Raw genomic sequence first — 19925 nt, 5'->3', positions numbered from 1 at the left:
GCCATGGCCGGACAGATTTCACAGCGCTTCATCGATGACCTGCTGGCGCGGACCGATATCGTCGACGTCGTCTCCGAGCGCGTGCAGCTCAAGAAGAGCGGGCGCAACCACAGCGGTCTCTGCCCCTTCCATCAGGAGAACTCGCCCTCCTTCACGGTCAGCCATGACAAGCAGTTCTACCACTGCTTCGGCTGCGGCGCGCACGGTAATGCCCTGCGTTTTCTGATGGAGTACGACAATCTGCGCTTCCCCGAGGCGGTGGAGCAGCTGGCCGGGCGTGCCGGCATGCAGGTGGAGCGCGAGGGCGGCGATGACCCGGGCGCGGCCAAGCGCCAGCAGAAGCGTGAGGAGGGCGTCAATCTGCTCGAACTCGCTTCGCGCTTCTTCCGCGAGCGCCTGGCGCTGGGTCAGGGCAAGACGGCGCGCGCCTACCTCGAGCGGCGTGGCCTGAGCCAGGAGGTGATCCGCGACTTCGGGATCGGCTACGCCGAGGACGAGTGGGAAGCACTCAAGCGCTATCTGAGTGCCCAGGGCATCAGCGAGGCGGTGCAGGTCGAGTACGGCCTGCTGGTCCATCGTGAGGAGACCGGACGCACCTACGACCGCTTTCGCGATCGGGTGATGTTTCCGATCCGCGACTGGAAAGGCCGCACCATCGCCTTCGGCGGGCGCGTGCTGGGCGATGCCAAGCCCAAGTACCTCAACTCGCCGGAGACGCCGGTCTTCCACAAGGGGCGCGAGCTCTACGGGCTCTTCGAAGCGCGTCAGGCCAATCGCCAGCTCTCCCGGGTGCTGGTGGTCGAGGGCTACATGGACGTGGTGGCGCTGGCCCAGTTCGGCATTCGCAACGCCTGTGCCACCCTGGGCACCGCGCTCACCGCGGATCACCTGCAGCGCCTGTTCCGGCTGGTCGACGAGGTGGTGTTCTGCTTCGACGGTGACAACGCCGGGCGCCAGGCGGCGCGGCGCTCGTTGACCACGGCCCTGCCGTCGATGATCGATGGCCGCCAGGTGCGCTTTCTGTTTCTGCCCGAGGGCGAGGACCCGGATACCCTGGTGCGCCAGGAGGGGCGCGAGGCGTTCGAGAATCGCGTCACCTGTGCCAGCCCGCTGTCCGAGTTCCTGTTCGAGCAGGCCGCCGAGGGCCACGATCTCAAGCAGGTCGAAGGGCGCGAGCGTTTCGTCAGCGCCGTGCTGGAAGCGTTGAAGCAGCTGCCCGACGGGGTGTTGAAGTCGCTGCTGCTCAAGGAACTCTCGTCGCGCAGCGGTATCGAAACCTCGCAGTTCAGCGACTGGCTGGCGAGCCATGCGCCGCCCGTGCCGCGGCCGACGGCGGAGCCCGGCGACGATGGGTTCGAGGCGATGATGGCGATCTCCGGCGAGGTCGAGTCGGCGCCCATGGCCGAATATGGCGATGGGTCCGGGTATGGAGAAAGCCGCGCCGGCAACGGCGGCCCCCGGCGTGGGCTGACGGCGGCGCGTAGCGGAACTGCTACGCTGTCCCTGAGCTGGCCGGCGCGTATCGTGCAGCTGCTGCTGCACGAGCCGGGGCTGGCCGAGACGCTGCCGGAGCGTCTCGACTGGTGCCCCGAGGCGGAGCCCGACGGGCGTCTGTGCCGAGAGGTGGTCAAGCTGCTGCGGGCCGGTCGCTACCGTAGCCCGCAGGTGCTGCTGGCGCATTTCCACGGCACCCCCGAGGGGGAGCGGTTGGATCAGCTGGCGCGGCGCGAGATGGCGATTCCGCGCGAGGTCAGGGCCAGCGAGCTGGCCAACTGGGTGCGCCATCTCGAACGCCAGAGCGAGCGCCTGACGCCGGCCCAGGAGTATCAGCAGCTGCTGGCGAAGAGTCGCCAGCCCGGCGCGCTGAGCGCCGAGGAGAAGCAGCGCCTGCGCGAGCTGATCGGCATGCTCGCCACCGGCGGCTCGGCATGACGGGATCGCCGAGACCGGCATGGCCCGAGGGGCGTGGCGGGGGAGTGCACCTGCCGGACGGCCTCATGCGACAGGGTATATCGATAGGGCTATAAATCGAGATGGCTGTAAATCGAGCGCGTCAGGTCGATATAGCAGACAGGCCGCACGTTCGATCAGCAAGGAAAAAATAGGCGGGATACGACAGGGAAGCGTGAAGAACCGCGGCAGGAGCATCGAAGCGGTTGAAATGGCGGCGAAAGCCTCCAGATAGGGTAACCAAACACACTAGCACACCTGGCAGACAAGGCAAACAGATACTGGCAGCAAAATGCCGGTACGCGCTATACTAGCAGGCTTTTGGGGCGTCGCGCTGTCACCCCAGGTGCTTCATTCTTCTTCGTCGAGTAGGGTTTCTATGGCTGGACACGCACAGCAGTCACGTTTGAAGGAGCTGATCGCACGCGGCAAGGAGCAGGGCTACCTGACCTATGCCGAGGTCAACGATCACCTCCCCGAAGATATCGCCGATCCCGATCAGGTGGAAGACATCATCGCCATGATCAATGACATGGGGATCAACGTCGTCGAGGAAGCGCCTGACGAAGACACCCTCATGATGTCCGACAACTCCACCGACGAGTCGGCGGCGGAGGAAGCGGTCGCGGCCCTGGCGGCGGTGGAGAGCGATGTCGGACGGACCACCGACCCGGTGCGCATGTACATGCGCGAGATGGGGACGGTGGAACTGCTGACGCGGGAAGGCGAGATCGAGATCGCCAAGCGCATCGAGGAGGGCCTGCGCGAAGTGATGTCGTCGCTGGCCTATCTGCCGGGCGCGGTCGACTCCATCCTTGCCGCCTACGATCAGACCCAGGACGAGGAGGCCCCGGGCCGCCTCTCCGATCTCTTCTCCGGTTTCATCGACCCCGACGAGGGCATACCCGGCGTCGCCGAGGTCGAGATGCCGGAAGTGGAAGAGAGCAGCCTCGCCGCGAGTGACGACGACGACGAGGACGATGAAGACAAAGAAGACGAAGAAGACAGCGACGACAACTCCAGCGAAGGCGGCCCCGATCCCGAAGAGGCGCGTGTACGCTTCGAGCAGATCCGCGAGCAGAACGAGGCGGCCAAGGCGGCGGTGGCCAAGCACGGCTTCGACGCCGATGCGGCCAAGGCCGAGCTGGCCCGTTTGGCCGAGCTGTTCTCGCCGATCAAGCTCTCGCCCAAGCACTTCGAGCGCCTGGTAGGCCAGGTGCGCATCAGCGTGGAGCAGGTGCGCGAGCAGGAAAAGGCGATCATGCAGGTGTTCGTCAAGCAGGGTAAGGTGCCGCGCAAGACGTTCATCAGCGCCTTCCTCGGCAACGAAGCCAGCGACGCCTGGTTCGACGAGTTCGTGGCCAAGCACGCCAAGTATGCCGATCGGCTCACGCCGTTCCGCGGTGACGTCCAGCGCGCCCAGCGCAAGATCGGCTTCGAGGAGGAGATGGTCCAGCTCCAGGTGAGCCAGCTCAAGGAGGTCAATCGTCGCCTCTCGATCGGCGAGGCCAAGGCGCGCCGGGCCAAGAAGGAGATGGTCGAGGCCAACCTGCGTCTGGTCATCTCGATCGCCAAGAAGTACACCAACCGCGGGCTGCAGTTCCTGGACCTGATCCAGGAGGGCAACATCGGCCTGATGAAGGCGGTGGACAAGTTCGAATACCGCCGCGGCTACAAGTTCTCGACCTACGCCACCTGGTGGATTCGCCAGGCGATCACCCGCTCTATCGCCGACCAGGCGCGCACCATCCGTATCCCGGTGCACATGATCGAGACGATCAACAAGCTCAACCGGGTCTCGCGCCAGATGCTCCAGGAGATGGGCCGTGAGCCGACGCCGGAAGAGCTGGGCGAGCGTCTGGAGATGCCGGAAGACAAGGTGCGCAAGGTGCTCAAGATCGCCAAGGAGCCGATCTCCATGGAGACCCCGATCGGCGACGACGAGGACTCGCACCTGGGCGACTTCATCGAGGACAGCACCATGGTGCTGCCGATCGATTCCGCCACCGGCGAAGGTCTGATCGAAGCCACCCGCAACGTGCTCGGTGGGCTCACCGCGCGCGAGGCCAAGGTGCTGCGCATGCGCTTCGGCATCGACATGAATACCGACCACACCCTGGAAGAGGTCGGCAAGCAGTTCGACGTCACCCGTGAGCGTATCCGCCAGATCGAAGCCAAGGCGCTGCGCAAGCTGCGTCATCCGTCGCGCTCCGAGCCGCTGCGCTCGTTCCTCGACGAGTAATACCCGGGTTGCGTGCCCCCTCGACGACCCCGGCAGCCCAGCGCTGCCGGGGTTTTTTCGTTGGCGCGGCGTACTCTCATTCCCACGCCCCACGCCCCACGCCCCACGCCCCACGCCCCACGCCCCACGCACCGCGGACAGAGGACAGAGGACAGAGGACAGAGGACAGAGGATAGGAGTCTCGGACTCCCACACGAGCCGCATGAAAAAGCCGCTGCGCGGGGCAGCGGCAAACGATCGTGCAGTGGGAGCGTCCGCTCCCGGAACCGGTGTCGCTCAGAAGTCGTAGCGCACCAGCAGATCGGTCTCGTCGTGGCCGGTATCGCTGTCATCGGCCCGGCGCGAGTCGTCGAACTTGCGCTCGACGGCGAGGATCAGGTTGTCGTCGAACAGCAGCCAGGCCGCGCCGGCGAGATAGAAGGCGCTGCGCGCGTCGGAGTCGCGATCCTCGAGGCGGTTGAAACCGGTGTAGAGCTGCACCGTGCCGGGGACCTGCTGCTTGACGTTGTAGAGCGCCACGCCCTCGTAGCCGCGGGCCTCGTCGACGATCCCGTCGCTGTTGGTGACACCCTTGAACTCACCGTCGCGAACCAGGTTGTGATACTCGCCGGCGGTCAGCGCGAAGTACCAGTTACCCGGGGTCCAGCGCGCCGCGAGCAGGCCGGCGTCGACGTTCTCGTCGCGGTCGCTGCCGCCTTGGAGCTCGCCGTCGATCTCGCTGTGGGTATAGGTCAAACCGAACGCCCATTCGTCGCTCGGCTGATAGACCGCGGCACCCTGGGCGGTGTATTTGCGCTTAAGGTCGACCAGATTGCCGCTGTAACCCACCGAGCGGGGCACGTCGTTGCGCGAGGTCTGATAGAGCACCCCCAGGGTCCAGTCGCCAAAGCGATTCTGATAGGAGATGGCGTTGTCGGGGCGGCCGTTGCCGTCGAAGCCGCCGTCGCTGGAGGCGCCGTTGAAGCTGCCCTGGGCGGTGGCGCCGTTGTACCAGAACCAGTCGGTCCAGTAGGCGACCATGTCGTACCACAGCGAATACTGCTTCCCGATCAGGATGGTGCCGTAGTCATCGTTGCTGACACCGGCATAGAGCAGACGCTTGTAGTGGTTGTCGGTGCCATCCTCGAAGAAAGGATCGAAGGCCCACTCGGCGCGGGCGATCGACGACCAGCCGTCGGCGAAGTTGTGTTCGTGGATCAGGCGTACGCGGGAGCCGGCATTGGTCGGGTCGTGATCGTCGTGGGTATCGTCGACGAAGCTGCTGCCGGCGGCGATACGCCCGCTGAAGGTGAGCTTGTCCTGCGCGGTCTCGTAGAGCGTCAGGGCGAAGGCCGTTTGGCTGGCCAGCAGCGTGCCGGTGGCGAGAAGGCTCGCCAAGAGAGTCTTGTTGTACATGGTGAAGCGTTACCTATTTGTTGTTGAAGGCAAAATGAGTTCCCAGGTGAGTCAGGGGGTCACCGGAGCCGGCAATCAGGGCGACTCGGTGGCCTGGCTGTCGAGGAACTCCTCGAGCGATAGCTGACGATCGCCGTCGCGGTCGGCGGTGCCGAAGGCGCCCATCAGATCGGCGTCCGAGCGCGCCTCGCTCGGGTCGATGACGCCGTCACCGTTCTTGTCGAGCCGATGGAATTGCGCGGCCAGCGCCGGCGGTGCGCTGCCCTCCAGCTTGGCGCGCTCGAAGCTGCCGGCGCCGTCGCCGAACGGCAGGGTGTTCTGGCAGCCCGCCAGTGCCACCAGGATGGCGGCGCTCAAAAGACCTTGTGTCGTGGTCATGGATGTCTCCCTTGAAGGAGTGGATGAAGGGGTAAAACCCCGTTTTTCGGCCGCAGTTGTCCGTGGCGCCTGCCACAGGGCAAGCGCGGCCAAAGTCGTTGTCATGTGTCCTGATCGAATTAGATCCGGTGCGAACCGTCGTTTATTGTCAGCGTGTCTCTCCCGGGTCGAACGGCGGCGCCTATTGCGTGGCGCCGCCGCTCACGCTCAGCGGCGCTTCAGGCCGCGTCGTCGTCGAGGAAGGCGGCCTTGATCAGCGCCTGGGTATAGGCCTCGCGGGGGGCGGAGAAGAGCTGCTCCGTCGGGCCCTGCTCGATCACTTGCCCCTCCTTCATCACCAGCACGTCGTCGGAGAGCGCGCGCACCACCGAGAGGTCGTGGCTGATGAACAGGTAGGTGAGGCCGTACTTCTGCTGCAGATCGCGCAGCAGGTCGATCACCCGCACCTGCACCGAGCGGTCCAGCGCCGAGGTCGGCTCGTCCAGCAGCAGCAGTTCCGGCTTGAGGATCAGCGCGCGGGCGATGGCGATACGCTGGCGCTGGCCGCCGGAGAACTCGTGGGGGTAGCGGTTGCGCATGCCCGGGTCTAGGGCGACCTCTTCGAGGGCGGCGATCACTTCCGCCTCGCGCTGGCGGCGGTTCATCTCCGGATGGTGCACCTTGAGCCCTTCGCTGATGATGTCGCCGACGGTCATGCGCGGCGACAGCGAGCCGAAGGGGTCCTGGAAGACCACCTGGAGACGCGAGCGCAGCGGGCGCATGCCGGACTTGTCCAGCGCCGAGAGGTCGGTCTCGCCGAGGCGGATATCGCCCTCGGACTTGAGCAGGCGCAGCAGCGCCCGGCCCAGGGTCGACTTGCCCGAGCCGGACTCGCCGACGATGCCCAGCGTCTCGCCGCGGCGGATGCTGAGGTCGATGCCGCGCACCGCTTCGAAGTAGTCGCTCTTGCCGAACAGACGCTTCTTGAGCGCGAAGCGCACCTTGACGTCGCGTGCGCTCAGCAGCACCGGGGCATCCGCCGGGGCGGGCGTCTTGCGACCGCGCGGGATGGCGTCGAGCAGCATGCGCGTGTAGTCGTGGCTCGGGGCGTCGAACACTTCTTGGGTGGGGCCGCTCTCGACCACCTCGCCGTAGCGCATCACGCACACCTTGTCGGCGAAGTGGCGCACGATACTCAGATCGTGGGTGATGAACAGGATCGCCATGCCGTACTGGGCCTGCAGCGACTTGAGCAGGTCCAGGATCTGCGCCTGAACGGTCACGTCGAGGGCGGTGGTCGGCTCGTCGGCGATCAGCAGGCGCGGTTCGCAGGCCAACGCCATGGCGATCATCACCCGCTGGCGCTGGCCGCCGGAGAGCTCGTAGGGGTAGCTGTCGATGCGCCGCTCGGGTTCGGGGATGCCGACCTGCTCGAGCAGGTCGAGCACCCGGCGGCGCTTGGCGCTGCCGTGCAGGCCCTTGTGCTTGGTCAGCACCTCGCCGATCTGGCGCCCGACCCGGTGCAGCGGGTTGAGCGAGGTCATCGGCTCCTGAAAGATCATCGAGATGTCGTTGCCGCGGATGCGGCGCATGCGTCGGGGCGTGACCGCGAGCAGGTCCTCACCGTCGAAGCGGATCGCGCCCTGGGTCTGGGCCAGCTCCGGCAGCAGGCGCAGGGTGGCGGTCGAGGTGACCGACTTGCCCGAGCCCGATTCGCCCACCAGCGCCAGGGTCTCGCCTTCGGCGATACTGAAGCTGACCTCCTTGACCGCCGTCACCGCGCCGGTGGGGAGCTGGAAGGTCACGCTGAGTTTGTCGATTTCCAGTAGTGAGTGCGTCATCGAATCGTCCTCAGCGGGTCTTGGGATCGAGGGCGTCACGCAGCCCATCGCCCAGGAAGTTGAGACAGAACAGCGTGGCCGCGAGGAAGAACGACGGCACCAGCAGCATCCACGGTGCGCTCTCCATCATGTCGACGCCTTCGGAGATCAGTACCCCCCAACTGGTCAGCGGCTCCTGCACGCCGAGCCCCAGAAACGACAGGAAGCTCTCGAGCAGGATCACCTTGGGCACGGTCAACGTGACGTAGACGATCACCGGGCCGATGGCGTTGGGGATCAGATGGCGGGTGACGATCTTGCTGTCGCGCACGCCCAGGGCATGGGCCGCCTCGATGAACTCGCGGCGCTTCAGGGCCAGGGTCTGGCCGCGCACGATGCGCGCCATGTCGAGCCACTCCACCGCGCCGATGGCGGCGTAGATCAGGAAGATATTGCGGCCGAACACCACCATCAGCAGGATCACCAGGAACATGAACGGCAGCGAGTACATGATGTCGACGAAGCGCATCATCAGGCTGTCGACCCGCCCGCCGAGATAGCCGGAGATGGCGCCGTAGAGCACCCCGATCACCAGGCTGACGAACGAGGCCACCAGCGCCACCGAGAGCGAGACACGGCCGCCGTAGAGCACCCGGGTCAAGAGGTCGCGGCCGTTGGCGTCGGTGCCCAGGTAGTGAGCGTTCTCCAGCGTCGGGCCGGTGCCGAAGGCGTTCCAGTCGACCTCGGCCAGGCCCCAGGGCAGGAACCAGGGGCCGGCGACGCAGACCACCACGATGGCGATCAGCAGGCCGAGGCTGGCCATCGCCGCGCGGTTCTGGGTCAGCCGGCGCCAGGCGTCCTTGGCCAGGCTTTCGCCCACCGGGGCGTCTGCGGCGCGCGGGTCGGGCGTGGGGTCCGGGCCCGGCGGCGGATTGGGGGCGCCGGCGGGCAGCGGGGCGCCATGGCGTTGTTCGCCGCTATAGGGCTTGGCGTCGGATGTCATTGGCGGCCTCCCTGTGATTGTGGTGATGGGGTGGGCGTGAAGGGGCGGTTGTGACGTACAGGGTCATGGCTCAGTCGTCGTAACGAATTTGCGGGTCGAGCGCGGAGTAGAGCAGATCGACGATCAGGTTCATCAGCACGATCAGCACGCCGTAGAAGACCACGGTGCCCATCACCAGGGTGTAGTCGCGGTTGAGCGCCCCCTGCACGAAGTAGCGGCCGATGCCGGGGATGCCGAAGATCTGCTCGATCACCACCGAGCCGGTGATGATCCCGGCGATCGCCGGGCCGAGGTAAGAGACCACCGGCAGCATCGCCGGGCGGATGGCGTGGCGCCAGATCACCTCGCGTTCGGAGAGCCCCTTGGCGCGAGCGGTGCGGATGAAGTGGCTGCCCAGGGTCTCGATCATGCTGGCGCGCATCATGCGCGCGATGTAGGCGATCTGCTGGATCGACAGTGCCACCACCGGCAGCACCAGGTTGGGCCAGGCGCCGCCGTTCCAGCCGCCGGCCGGCAGCCACGCCAGCAGCACGCCGAAGACCAGGGCGAAGATCGGCGCGATGACGAAATTGGGCACCGCAATGCCGGTCAGCGCCGTGCCCATGACCAGATAGTCGACGGTGGAGTTGCGTCTGATCGCCGCGGCGATCCCCAGCGGCAGGCCGATCATCAAGGCCAGCAGGATCGCCAGCCCGCCGATCTCCAGGCTCACCGGGAAGCCCTGCATGATCAGCTCGGTGACGCTGAAGTCCTTGTACTTGAACGAGGGGCCGAAATCGCCTTCGAGCAGATTGCCCATGTAGCGCAGATACTGCATCGGCAGCGGCTCGTCGAGATGGTAGGCCGCCTTGAGATTGGCCTCGATCTCCGGCGGTAGCTGGCGCTCGCCGTCGAACGGCCCGCCCGGGGCCACCCGCATCAAAAAGAACGAGATGGTGATCACGATCAGCAGCGTGGGGATCGCCATCAGCAGCCGCTTAAGGGTGTAACTCAACATGTCGGCGCACCTCGCGGCGCGCGCGGCGGGGTCTGGGCATCGATCATCAGTCGCGCTCCTCCAGATAACGCAGCGGGTGGACGTCCATCGGGTTGCTCTGCCAGCCGTCGAGCTTGGGTGAGACCAGGTGCACGGAAACGTAGTCGTAGAGCGGCAGCAGGGCGTAGTCGTCGAGCAGCCGCTGTTGCGCCTGGGTCAGGGTGCGCTGGCGCGTCGCCGGGTCGAGCTCGCCGGTGCTTCTGGCCACCAGGGCGTCATACTCGGCGTCGTGATAGCCGCTGGCGCGGCTGGCCGAGCCGTCGTCGGCGTAGGAGCCGAGGAAATCGAACGGGTCGTTGATCGTCGCCACCATGCCGTAGCGGGCGACTTCGAACTTGCCCTGGCGGATGGTGGCGTAGTGCACCGCTGCTTCCGAGTTGACCAGCGCGACCTCGACCCCCAGCGGCTTCCACATCGCCGCCACTGCCACTGCGATCTTCTTGTGATCCTCGAGGGTGTTGTAGTTGAGCGTCAGCCGCAGCGGATGCTCGGGGCCGTAGCCGGCCGCTTTCATCAACTGCCGGGCGCGGGTCAGGCGGTCTTCCATCGACATGTCGGCGAAGGCCATCTGGCCGCCGGGCGCGTTGGCGGTGCCGCGCGGCACGAACCAGGTCGAGGGCGTCTGCCCCTGGCCCAGGATCTGGCCGGTGATCACTTCGCGGCGTACCGCCAGGTTGAGCGCTTCGCGTACGCGACGGTCGGCCAGCGGCTGGCCGTCGCGCAGGTTGAACATGTAGAAGTACTCCGCCGTCAGCGGACCCACGCGCAGCGCATCCGCCAGATTCCGCTTGGCCCAGGCGAAGCGCGACGACGGCACGCTGGAGTAGGCGATATCCATCTCGCCGGTGCGGAAACGGTTGAGCGCCGAGCCGGCGTCGTCGATCGGGTAGAAGATGGCCTGATCCAGGGCGACGTTCTGGGCGGCGTGGAAGTGCGGGTTCTTGGCGATCACGATGCGCGCCTGGGGCTGCCATTCGCTCAGGGTGAAGGCGCCGCTGGAGACCGTCTTGCCCGGCTCGACCCAGTGCTCGCCGGCGGCCTCGATGGCGTGTGCCGGTAGCGGCGCGGCTTCGGTCATCGCCAGCGCCTGCAGGAACCAGGCGGTGGGTTGGGTCAGGTGGATCTTCAGGGTGTGGGCGTCCGGCGTCTCCACGCCCAGGCTTGCCGGGGCGGCCTCGCCGGCGTTGATCGCGCGCGCGCCGACGATGGGGTAGTAGAGATTGGCATTGTGGTTGGCGATGGCCGGCTCGAGCACCCGGCGCAGGGCGAACGCGGCGTCTTCGGCGGTGATCGGTTCACCATCGGACCACTCGGCATCGCGCAGGTGAAAGGTGTAGGTCTTGCCGTCGGCGCTGATCTCCCAGCGCTCGGCCAGCCCCGGCACCAGGCTGCCGTCGGCGGCATAGGTGACCAGCCCCTCGAACAGCGCGCGGGTGATGCGCGTCTCCCAGGTGCCGCTGGTCTTCTGCGGGTCGAGGGTGCCCGGCTCGGCACCGTTGGCGATATTGACGCTGAAGGCCTGGGCCGAGGTGGCCAGGGCGCCGAGCGCGAGTCCGCCGAGGGCGGCAATGAGCTGTCGTGAAAGCATCTTTTTGGCGTTCTTGTCGGGCCGCCGCGCGGATCATCGCTCTCCGGCGGCGGGGTGAATGTCAATCGTCGCGGGAGAGCCAGCGCGACAGATGGCGGTTGAGCGCGTTGTCCTGCCAGCCCGAGAGGTCGGGGGCGACCAGGTTGCGCGAGACGTCGATGTAGATCGGCGCCATGGCGTAGTCGCCCAGGGCCTGGCGCTCGGCCTGTTCGAGCAGTTGCTGACGGGATTCGGCGTCGGGCTCCTGGCTGGCCGCGCGCATCAGCGCGTCGAACGCCGGGCTGCGATAGCCGCCGTAGTTCTTGGGCGCATCGCTCTGCAGGATGCCGAGGAAGTTGCTGGCGTCGTCGAAGTCGGCGACCCAGCTGGCGCGGCCGACGTCGAAATTGCCGTTAGCCAGCTCGGCATAGTGGACCGCGCCCTCGGCGTTGATCAGCTGTGTCTTCACCCCCAGCGGCTGCCACATCGCCGCCAGTGCCACGGCGATGCGCTTGTTGGCCTCGGTGGTGGAGTAGCGCAGGGTCAGTTCGAGCGGGTGGTCGGGACCGTAGCCGGCGTCTTCGAGCAGGCGCTTGGCCTGGGCAATCCGCTCATCCATCGGCCGATCCAGGCCGGGCATGCGCTGGGCGTCGTAGTGGGCGACGCCGCCGGGCACGAAGCCGCTGGCCGGCGCGACCACGCCACCCATGATCTGCTTGGCGATCACCTCGCGGCGGATGGCCAGATTGAGCGCCTCGCGCACGCGCTTGTCGGCCGTCGGATGGCCGTCGCGCTGGTTGAGCGCGAAGTAGTAATTGGCGAGCTGCGGCGCCAGGTGGACGGCGTCGGGCAGGTTGTCTTGCAGCCACTGATAGCGATCCGGCGAGAAGTCGCGGACGATATCCAGGCCCCCGGCGCGGAAGCGCTGCAGCGCGGCGCTGCGATCCTCCACCGGGTAGTAGTCGACGCCGTCGAGGGTGACCTCGGCGGCGGCGTGGAACTCGGGATTCTTGCGTGCCGCGATATGGTCGTGGGAGACCCACGAGGTGGGCGTGAAGGCGCCGTTGGTGACGATATGGTCCATCTGGGTCCAGGCATCGCCGTAGCGCGCGACCACGTGGGCCGGCACCGGTGAGGCGGCGATATGCGCCAGCAGCGTGGTGAAGTAGGGCGTGGGACGCTCGAGCGTGATCTGGAGCGTCTTGGCGTCCAGCGCGACGACGCCCAGCGGCGGGGCGTCGGCTACGCCCTTGGTGTGCGCCTCGGCGCCGCGGATAGGGTAGAACAGATTGGCGTAGACGGCGCCGTTGGCGGGGTCGAACAGGCGCTGGAAGGCGAGCACGAAGTCTGCCGCCACCACCGGCTGGCCGTCCGACCAGTCGGCGTCGTCGCGCAGGTGAAAGGTGTAAGTCTTGCCGTCGTCGCTGACTTCCCAACTGCGGGCGACGCCGGGGACATAGTGGCCGGCGGGATCGAGGGTGACCAGCCCCTCGAACAGGTCGCCCAGCACGTCGTTCTCCCAGGTGGTACCACCGATGCGCGCGCTGTCCAGCGAGGCGGGCTCACCCTGGATGCCGATGGCCAGTGTCGCCGCCGCGGCTGGGGCGGAGAGTGACAGCGCCCCCAGCAGCAGGGGGAGGCAGCGGGCCGTGAGACGGCGTGTGCGTGAATCGAACATGATCGAGTCCTTGTGTTGTTATGCGAGGCGCAGCGTTCGGGGCTGCACCGCCCGGGGGCGTTGCATGGACGCCTTACCCGTCTCGATCCTATGTCATCCCGGGGAGGCCGGCACTCGATAGCGCTGAGGCTCTCTATAAAAGCGCTGAGGGCTCTCTATCGATACAGCGCTGACGGCTCTCTATCGATACAGCGCTGACGGCTCTCTATCGATACAGCGCTGACGGCTCTCCGGGGCCTGTGCTGACGACGACTTACTCAGTCGAGGTGGCGGCGTACCGCACACAACTGTTCGGCATAGTGGCTGCCGCTGAGCCGGCGGCGCTCGACGCGGGCGTTGTTGGTCGGCGCGTGGAGCAGGGTGTCGTCACCCAGATAGAGCCCCACATGGTCGACCACCAGGCGTCCGCTGGCATCCGGCTTCTCGAAGTAGAGCAGATCGCCGGCGCGGCGTGCCTCCAGAGCCACCGGCGTGCCGCTGGCGAGCTGATCGCCGGCGTCGCGCGGCAGTGCGATCCCGACCGCCGCGAACAGGCTGTGCACCAGCCCCGAGCAGTCATAGCCGAAGCTCGAATTGCCCGCCCACAGATAGCGCAGCCCCTCGAAGCGTCGGCCCAGCCAGGCCAGGGTGGCGGCATCCGCGGGCAGCGGGGTCTCCGCCAGCCGTACACTGTCGCGCGGCAGCCAGCCACGGCCCAGCGGTGAGATCACCTCGACCCGTGCCGGCGTCACGGCCAGCCGACGCAGCCGGGTCATGAAGCTCAGTGCCAGCCGGTCGGCCACGGGCCGGCCGCGCTGCGGGGCTGTCATAACCAGTTCGGTGCACGGCGCCGTGACCACCACCTCGCCCTCGATGTCACCCTCGACCTCGTCGACGACCTCGGCGAGCTGCGCCGCCGGCAGCCAGCCGGGGTAGCCGCGCGGATCGAGGGCGCTCGACTGGCTCGGCACCACCACCCGGCACCAGGCGCGGCCGGCGGCGTCGGTGGTGCGCTCGAGCACATTCACCGGGGTATCGAACAGCACCTGGCTGACCAGCAGCTTGTCGCGGCACAGCGCCACACGGGTGTCGTCATCGAGTGCCGCCAGCCAGCGCTCGAGCTGGACCGGCGCCGCCAGCGCCGGAGCATCGATGGTGCGGGCGGCCTGAGGCGAGCGCCACAGGCCGGCGACGGAGACAGCGATACGCGGCATGCTCGGTTCCCCCGATTCGGTGCGCGTGCGCTCAGTCCTTGAAGCTCACCCAGCGCGACGGATGGTCGTCCTCGACGTTGTCCTCCCAGCCCTGGAGCTTGGGATTGACCAGGTTACGGGTGACGTAGGTGAGCAGCGGCACCAGCGCGTAATCGTTCAGCGCCAGATCCTCGGCCTGTTCGAGCAGTTTCTCGCGCGCATCCAGATCCAGGGTCTGCGCCGCCTTATCCATCAGCTTGTCGTAGGCGGGGTTGGAGTAGGCGCCATAGTTGTTGCCTACCCCGGTATGCAGCAGGGCGAGGAAGTTCTCGGCGTCGTTGTAGTCGGCGATCCAGCCGGCCCGGGCGACATCGAAATCCCCCTGGGCAATCGTTTGGTAGTGGACGGTGGCTTCGGAGTTGACCATCTGCACGTCGACGCCGAGCGGTTTCCACATCGCCGCCACGGCAATGGCGATCTTCTTGTGCTCGTCGCTGGTGTTGTAGCGCAGGCGCAGCGTCAGCGGATGGTCCGGGCCGTAACCGGCCTCCTTGAGCAGCGCCTTGGCCTTGGCCATGCGCGCATTCATGTCGTCGCTGCCCAGGTCCATGTGCTGGGCCTGATAGTGGTTGGTGCCGGGCGGCACCAATCCGGTGGACGCCTTGAACGAGCCGGCCATGATCTGCTGCGAGATGACATTACGTCGAACCGCCAGATTGAGCGCTTCACGAACACGCTTGTCGGTGGTCGGGTGTCCGTCGCGGAAGTTGAGCACGTAGTAGTAAGAGCCCAGCATCGGACTCATGTGCGTGGCGTCGGGCAGGTTCTCCTTGAGCCACTGGTAGCGGCTGGAAGGGTAGTCCGCCAGCACGTCCAGTTCGCCGGCGCGGAAACGCGAGATACCGGCGTTGCGATCCTCGGTGGTGTAGTAGTTGACCCCATCCAGCGCGACCTCGTCGGCGTCATAGTAGGTCGGGCTCTTCTCGACGCTGATGCGCGACTGCGAGACCCACTGTACCGGGTGAAAGGCGCCATTGGTGGCAATGTGGTCCAGTTTGACCCAGTCGCGGCCGTACTTGTCGACCAGATGCTTGGGCACCGGATAGGCGGTGTAGTGGGTCAGCAGCTGCAGAAAATAGGGCGTCGGGTGATTGAGCGTCACCTCGAGGGTCTTGCCACCATCCAGCGATTTGGCGCCCAGGCTCTCGGCCGGCTGCTTGCCGGTGTTGATCGCCTCGGCATTGGCGACCGGGTAGAGCATATAGGCGTACTTGGAGGCGTTCTTGGGTGCCAGCAGATGCTGCCAGCCGAACACGAAATCCTCGGCGGTGACCGGCTCGCCGTCCGACCACTTGGCGTTGTCGCGCAGATGGAAGGTATAGGTCTTGCCGTCGTCGGAGACCTCCCAGCGCGTCGCCATACCCGGCAGCAGCTCGCCTGTCGGTGATTGCACGACCAGGCCTTCGAAGACATCCATCAGTACCTGGGATTCCCACACCCCGCCTGACACTTGGGAGGTGTCGAAGGAGGCGAGTTCGCCCTGGATGCCGATATTGAGCGTGTCGGCCTGGGCCGGGGCGGCGAGGCTGCCGATGGCGAGCGCGAGGGCACTGACGGCATAGAGGCCGCGGGGAAGAGCGGGGAAGGGCATCGTCGATGTCTCCGAATGTGTTTGTTGTTGTGGCGCGCACGCGGGGCTCGAACAGTGCCCGGCGAGCTGCCGATGCGACACCATCGCGCGATCGGCCTGATGCGTCTAATTCAAATGCTCGATGACGTATTTCATCTCATGCATAGCAGGCCGGATGGCAGGCGGCGAGGAGTGTGGCGGGTGCTATGGCGAGGTCGTGCGGGGAAGCTGGGCCCGGCGTGGCCAGATCAAGACGCGGAGCTGATCGTGATCTCGTCGCTCTGCGTGGTGTCGAGACATACACGGTCGCGGCCCTGGCGTTTGGCCCGGTAGAGGGCGCGGTCGGCGCTGACGATGGCCGCGCTGAGCGTCTCGCCCTCCGATGTCGCCTCGGCGATGCCGATCGAGAGCGTCACCGGAATATCATGGCCGTCGGCGTGCACCGGCGTGTGTATCACCGCATCGCGCAGGCGTTCGGCGATCACCTGTGCCGCTGTGGCGTCCGTGGCGGGCAGCAGTACCAGAAACTCTTCTCCGCCCCAGCGCACCGCGACGTCGCCGTCGCGCACGGCCCCGCGCAGGCGCGCGGCGACCGCGACGATCACGCTGTCACCGACCTCGTGGCCATAGGTGTCGTTGATGCGCTTGAAGTGGTCGACATCCGCGAGCAATACGCTGGTCCGAACTCCCTCTGCGCCCGTCGTGCGCGCTGCCTCCAGCCGGTTCAGGGCGCGCTGGGCGCCGTGGCGGTTGGCCAGCCCGGTGAGCTGGTCGGTCTCGGCCTGCTGGCGCAGGGCGCGGTTGGCGCGCTCGCCAGCCATGGCGATATAGCCGAAGTAGACCAGGATGCTAGCGACACGGTCGACGGCGAAGGAGGGGTAGTTGACCGCCTCCTGCGTCGGCGGCGTGAGATTCAGCAGCAGCGCCACGCCGGTACCGGCCAGGGCCACGGCGTAGGCGATGAACGCCAGCGCCACGACGATCGGCGAAAACAGGCGCTCCGAGGCGGGTCTGAGGATCTCGAACACCGTCAGGCAGGCCGGTAGCGTGCAGGCCAAGGTGATGACGAAGCGGCGGTAGTTCAGTGCCACCTGGAAAAGATCGAGTACGGTATAGATCAGTAGTGGCAGCAGTATTATGGCGCCCAGCAGGCGCGGGTCGACGCGCCGTCGATAGAAGAGCCGCACGCCGCTCCAGGAGCCGATCAGGCTGATCATGAAGAGCAGATAGGTTGCCAGGCCGAGTGCCAGACCGGGCTCGCCGTCGACCGGAAACTGTGCCATCAGCGCCGTCCCCAGAGACGAGCCGATCAGTGCCGACAGCCAGTGCCACAGGAAACGCTCATGTAGCTGGCTCAGGACCACGGTCAGGAATACCAGCAGAAAGGCGGCGCGACTCAGCGTCGCCGTGAGCAGGGCATCGTCGGTCATATGCATGATCTTTTCCCTGGCCGTGCCGGCTCGTCGGTGTCAGAAGCGGTAGCCGAGCCCGGCGCCGAGCGTCCAGATGTTGGCCCGCAGTTCGCTGCTGAAGCCTTCGCCTTCGAAACGATAGGTGGGCACCTTCAGGTAGTGCAGGCTGGCACTGACGAACCAGTCACCACTCACATGATAGTCGGCACCGGCCACCAGTAGGGGGCCGGTGACCGGCTCGACCGAGAAATCGGGGATGCCGGTTGCGGGTTCGACATGACGTTCGCGGGCATGATAGAGCCCGGCGCCGAGGTAGGGCGTCAGTGCGCCCCAGGGAATGAAGTGGTACTGCAGCGAGAGTGCTCCGCTGTAGCTGTCGACGCGGCCGACATCGAAGTCGCCGATCAGGGAATCGCGTACCCGGTAGTGCGTACGCGAGATGCCGCCGGTGAACTGGAGTGCCCAGCGCTCGCTCAGGAAGTAGCTGAGGTCGGCGCCCGGCTGGATGCGGGAGGCGATCTCCACTTCGCCGCCGATGGTCGATATCGTCGAATGAACCTGGGAGGCATGACTGCCTAGCACCAGACCGCGCAGCAGCCAGTCGCCCTGGCCCAGGGCGCCGGCACGGGCCGGACCGGTGTGTATCAGCGTGACGAGCGCCAGCAGGAGCAGGCAGAGACAGGCACAGTGGGCACGGAAGTGGTGATCATGGATAGCGCGACGCGGCTTGGTGACGGCTGGCGCAAGGTGCCGCATGAAGCTCTCCCGGGGCAGTTCGAAGGTCGGTGCCGGTCACGCCGGCAACGCCGCGCCCTGCCGCCACTCGCACCTTTTATCGGCGGCGGCACAGCGCGCTTGAGCGCCGTGACCGCCGGGGGCGAGCATCACTCCGGCTTGTGCACCCAGCGTGAGGCATGCATGTCGAGGGGGTTGTCGTCCCAGCCGGTGAGTGCCGGTGCGACCAGATTGCGCGAGCTGTAGGTGTAGATCGGCGTCAACGGATAGTCGGCCAACCCCAGCGCCTCGGCTTGCTGCATCAGCTTGGCCCGCTTGGCCGGGTCCTGCTCGCGATCCGATTCACTCAGCAGCTGGTCGTAGCGCGCGTCGTGGTAGGCGCCGTAGTTGTTGGTCTCGGCAGAGAGCAGCTGGAGGAAGTTCTGGGCGTCGTCGTAGCTCGAGATCCAGGCAGCGCGGGCGACCTGGAAATCCCCCTGCATCAGGTCGGCATAGTGGATGTTGGCCTCGGTGTTGCGCAGTTCGACATCGACCCCCAGCGGTTTCCACATGGCGGCCACAGCGACTGCGATCTGGCGATGCTCATCGCCGCTATTGAAGCGCAGGGTCAGCTTCAGCGGTTTGTCCGGGCCGTAACCGGCCTCTTGCATCAGTGCCTTGGCCTTGGTCAGGCGGGTATCGATGGGGTCGTCGAGCCCTGGCTGCGACTGCGCCTGATAGTCGCTGGTCCCCGGCGGCACCAGCGAGGTGGCCGCGGTGACCGCGCCCTTGAGCAGCTGTTCGGCGATCACGTCGCGGCGGATCGCCAGACTCAGCGCCTCGCGTACCCGCTTGTCGGCCACCGGCGAGCCGTCGCGCAGGTTGTAGACGTAGTAGTAGGTACCCAGCGACGGAAAGCGGTGGGTGGCATCGGGGAGTGTCTTCGAGAGGCGCGGATACTGCGCCGCGGGATAGTCGCGCAGGATATCCAGCTCGCCGGCGCGGAAGCGCTGGATGCCGGCCACCTTGTCCTCCAGCGGATAGTAGTCGACGCCATCCAGGCTGACGTTGTCGGCATCATGGAAGTGTGTGTTCTTGACCGTTTCCAGCTCGGTGTTGGAGACCCATTTGACTGGCTTGAAGGCGCCGTTGACCGCGATATGCGACGGGTCGCTCCAGTCGTCGCCGTACTTGGCGTAGAGATGCTGGGGGATCGGATAGGCGAACGGCAGTACCAGGGTCTTGAGGAAGTAGACCGTGGGCTCGTTGAGGGTGATCCGAAGCGTCTTGCCATCGTCGAGAGAAGCGACGCCGAGCGTCTCGAGCGGCTTCTTGCCGGCGTTGATCGCCTGGGCGTTGACTACCGGATAGAGGCGGTGGGCGTAGTTGGAGGCGGTCTTGGGGTCGACCTGATGGCGATAGGCGAAGACGAAGTCGTCGGCGGTCAAAGGCTGGCCGTCGGACCACTCGAGCCCGTCGCGCAGATGAAAGGTATAGGTCTTGCCGTCGTCGGAGATCTCCCAGCTCTCTGCCGCGCCGGGGATGATATGGCCCTCGGCGTCGATCGCGATCGGCCCCTCGAACAGGTCGCGCAATACGTCCTCTTCCCACACGCCGCCGGTGATCTTGGCCGGGCTGAGCGAGGCGGGATCGCCCGAGATCCCCATGTGCAGCGTGGCAGCGGGCAGCGAGAGCGAGGTCAGGCCGGCGGCCAGACCGATGGCGAGGGCGAGCGGATGAGAGCGCATCGGCAAGGGTTCCTTGTAGCTGTTGTTGGTCATGAAGATGTGTCGTTGGTCATGAAGATGTGTCGTTGGTCATGGCGATAGGGTGACGACTATCCGGTAGCGGCATCCGGGTATGCACGGGTGGCGCTGATGGCCGTCGACGTTAGCAGGGCCTTTGCGGCCGGGGTAAATGAATAATAGTGAAACCGTTATAACTATCTA

General features: G+C 66.3%; 14 protein-coding genes. 2 read left to right on the top strand and 12 right to left on the bottom strand.

Going from position 1 to position 19925, the window contains the following annotated elements:
* Nucleotides 1-3 precede the first annotated feature (3 nt).
* Both dnaG and rpoD read left to right on the top strand, forming a co-directional pair.
* Nucleotides 4-1932 carry a DNA primase gene (gene dnaG, locus QO259_RS14875; protein WP_285950534.1) on the top strand — a complete coding sequence of 643 codons (1929 nt, stop codon included), beginning with the start codon at nt 4-6 and terminating at the stop codon, nt 1930-1932.
* A gap of 397 nt (nt 1933-2329) precedes the next feature.
* On the top strand, nt 2330-4192 hold the full coding sequence (rpoD, locus tag QO259_RS14870; RefSeq protein ID WP_502949113.1) for an RNA polymerase sigma factor RpoD: 1863 nt from the start codon (nt 2330-2332) through the stop codon (nt 4190-4192).
* Between the two features lie 276 nt (nt 4193-4468).
* Here the strand turns inward: rpoD and QO259_RS14865 are convergent, their stop codons facing one another.
* From QO259_RS14865 to QO259_RS14810, 12 genes are all read right to left on the bottom strand, one after another.
* On the bottom strand, nt 4469-5587 hold the full coding sequence (locus QO259_RS14865; protein WP_285950532.1) for a porin: 1119 nt from the start codon (nt 5585-5587) through the stop codon (nt 4469-4471).
* Between the two features lie 75 nt (nt 5588-5662).
* Entirely contained in the window at nt 5663-5965 is a 303-nt protein-coding gene (locus QO259_RS14860; RefSeq protein WP_207033299.1) for an EF-hand domain-containing protein, read from the bottom strand.
* Nucleotides 5966-6183: 218 nt separating this feature from the next.
* Nucleotides 6184-7785, bottom strand: coding sequence for an ABC transporter ATP-binding protein (locus QO259_RS14855; RefSeq protein ID WP_285950531.1), 1602 nt, complete (start codon nt 7783-7785; stop codon nt 6184-6186).
* A 10-nt stretch (nt 7786-7795) separates the two neighbouring features.
* The gene (locus QO259_RS14850) at nt 7796-8767 is read right to left on the bottom strand and encodes an ABC transporter permease (RefSeq protein ID WP_285950530.1); all 972 of its coding nucleotides are present in this window, start codon (nt 8765-8767) and stop codon (nt 7796-7798) included.
* Between the two features lie 70 nt (nt 8768-8837).
* A complete protein-coding gene (oppB, locus tag QO259_RS14845) occupies nt 8838-9764 on the bottom strand; it encodes an oligopeptide ABC transporter permease OppB (RefSeq protein WP_285950529.1) in 927 nt (308 codons plus the stop codon).
* 46 nt (nt 9765-9810) lie between these two features.
* On the bottom strand, nt 9811-11391 hold the full coding sequence (locus QO259_RS14840) for a peptide ABC transporter substrate-binding protein (protein WP_285950528.1): 1581 nt from the start codon (nt 11389-11391) through the stop codon (nt 9811-9813).
* Nucleotides 11392-11452: 61 nt separating this feature from the next.
* Nucleotides 11453-13048, bottom strand: a complete 1596-nt coding sequence (locus QO259_RS14835; protein WP_285950527.1) for a peptide ABC transporter substrate-binding protein — start codon at nt 13046-13048, stop codon at nt 11453-11455.
* Between the two features lie 257 nt (nt 13049-13305).
* Nucleotides 13306-14241: a C40 family peptidase gene (locus QO259_RS14830; protein ID WP_285950526.1), complete on the bottom strand. Its 936-nt coding sequence runs from the start codon at nt 14239-14241 to the stop codon at nt 13306-13308.
* A gap of 31 nt (nt 14242-14272) precedes the next feature.
* Nucleotides 14273-15871 (bottom strand): peptide ABC transporter substrate-binding protein, encoded by a 1599-nt coding sequence (locus QO259_RS14825; protein WP_285950525.1) that lies wholly within the window; start codon nt 15869-15871, stop codon nt 14273-14275.
* A gap of 227 nt (nt 15872-16098) precedes the next feature.
* Complete coding sequence (locus tag QO259_RS14820) at nt 16099-17286, bottom strand: GGDEF domain-containing protein (RefSeq protein WP_285950524.1); 1188 nt, start codon at nt 17284-17286, stop codon at nt 16099-16101.
* A gap of 33 nt (nt 17287-17319) precedes the next feature.
* Entirely contained in the window at nt 17320-18018 is a 699-nt protein-coding gene (locus tag QO259_RS14815; RefSeq protein ID WP_285950523.1) for an OmpW/AlkL family protein, read from the bottom strand.
* 128 nt (nt 18019-18146) lie between these two features.
* Nucleotides 18147-19757, bottom strand: coding sequence for a peptide ABC transporter substrate-binding protein (locus tag QO259_RS14810; protein WP_285950522.1), 1611 nt, complete (start codon nt 19755-19757; stop codon nt 18147-18149).
* Between the last annotated feature and the right edge of the window lie 168 nt (nt 19758-19925).

The sequence above is a fragment of the Salinicola sp. JS01 genome (assembly GCF_030284585.1).
Classification (GTDB): domain Bacteria; phylum Pseudomonadota; class Gammaproteobacteria; order Pseudomonadales; family Halomonadaceae; genus Salinicola.
The sequence above is the reverse complement of the archived record's forward strand: the minus strand, read 5'-3'. Positions and strand labels throughout refer to the sequence as shown.

Coding starts and splice junctions, on each gene's coding strand:
- dnaG (WP_285950534.1), top strand. CDS start 4: ATGGCCGGACAGATTTCACAGCGCTTCATCGATGACCTGCTGGCGCGG.
- rpoD (WP_502949113.1), top strand. CDS start 2,330: ATGGCTGGACACGCACAGCAGTCACGTTTGAAGGAGCTGATCGCACGC.
- QO259_RS14865 (WP_285950532.1), bottom strand. CDS start 5,587: ATGTACAACAAGACTCTCTTGGCGAGCCTTCTCGCCACCGGCACGCTG.
- QO259_RS14860 (WP_207033299.1), bottom strand. CDS start 5,965: ATGACCACGACACAAGGTCTTTTGAGCGCCGCCATCCTGGTGGCACTG.
- QO259_RS14855 (WP_285950531.1), bottom strand. CDS start 7,785: ATGACGCACTCACTACTGGAAATCGACAAACTCAGCGTGACCTTCCAG.
- QO259_RS14850 (WP_285950530.1), bottom strand. CDS start 8,767: ATGACATCCGACGCCAAGCCCTATAGCGGCGAACAACGCCATGGCGCC.
- oppB (WP_285950529.1), bottom strand. CDS start 9,764: ATGTTGAGTTACACCCTTAAGCGGCTGCTGATGGCGATCCCCACGCTG.
- QO259_RS14840 (WP_285950528.1), bottom strand. CDS start 11,391: ATGCTTTCACGACAGCTCATTGCCGCCCTCGGCGGACTCGCGCTCGGC.
- QO259_RS14835 (WP_285950527.1), bottom strand. CDS start 13,048: ATGTTCGATTCACGCACACGCCGTCTCACGGCCCGCTGCCTCCCCCTG.
- QO259_RS14830 (WP_285950526.1), bottom strand. CDS start 14,241: ATGCCGCGTATCGCTGTCTCCGTCGCCGGCCTGTGGCGCTCGCCTCAG.
- QO259_RS14825 (WP_285950525.1), bottom strand. CDS start 15,871: ATGCCCTTCCCCGCTCTTCCCCGCGGCCTCTATGCCGTCAGTGCCCTC.
- QO259_RS14820 (WP_285950524.1), bottom strand. CDS start 17,286: ATGCATATGACCGACGATGCCCTGCTCACGGCGACGCTGAGTCGCGCC.
- QO259_RS14815 (WP_285950523.1), bottom strand. CDS start 18,018: ATGCGGCACCTTGCGCCAGCCGTCACCAAGCCGCGTCGCGCTATCCAT.
- QO259_RS14810 (WP_285950522.1), bottom strand. CDS start 19,757: ATGACCAACAACAGCTACAAGGAACCCTTGCCGATGCGCTCTCATCCG.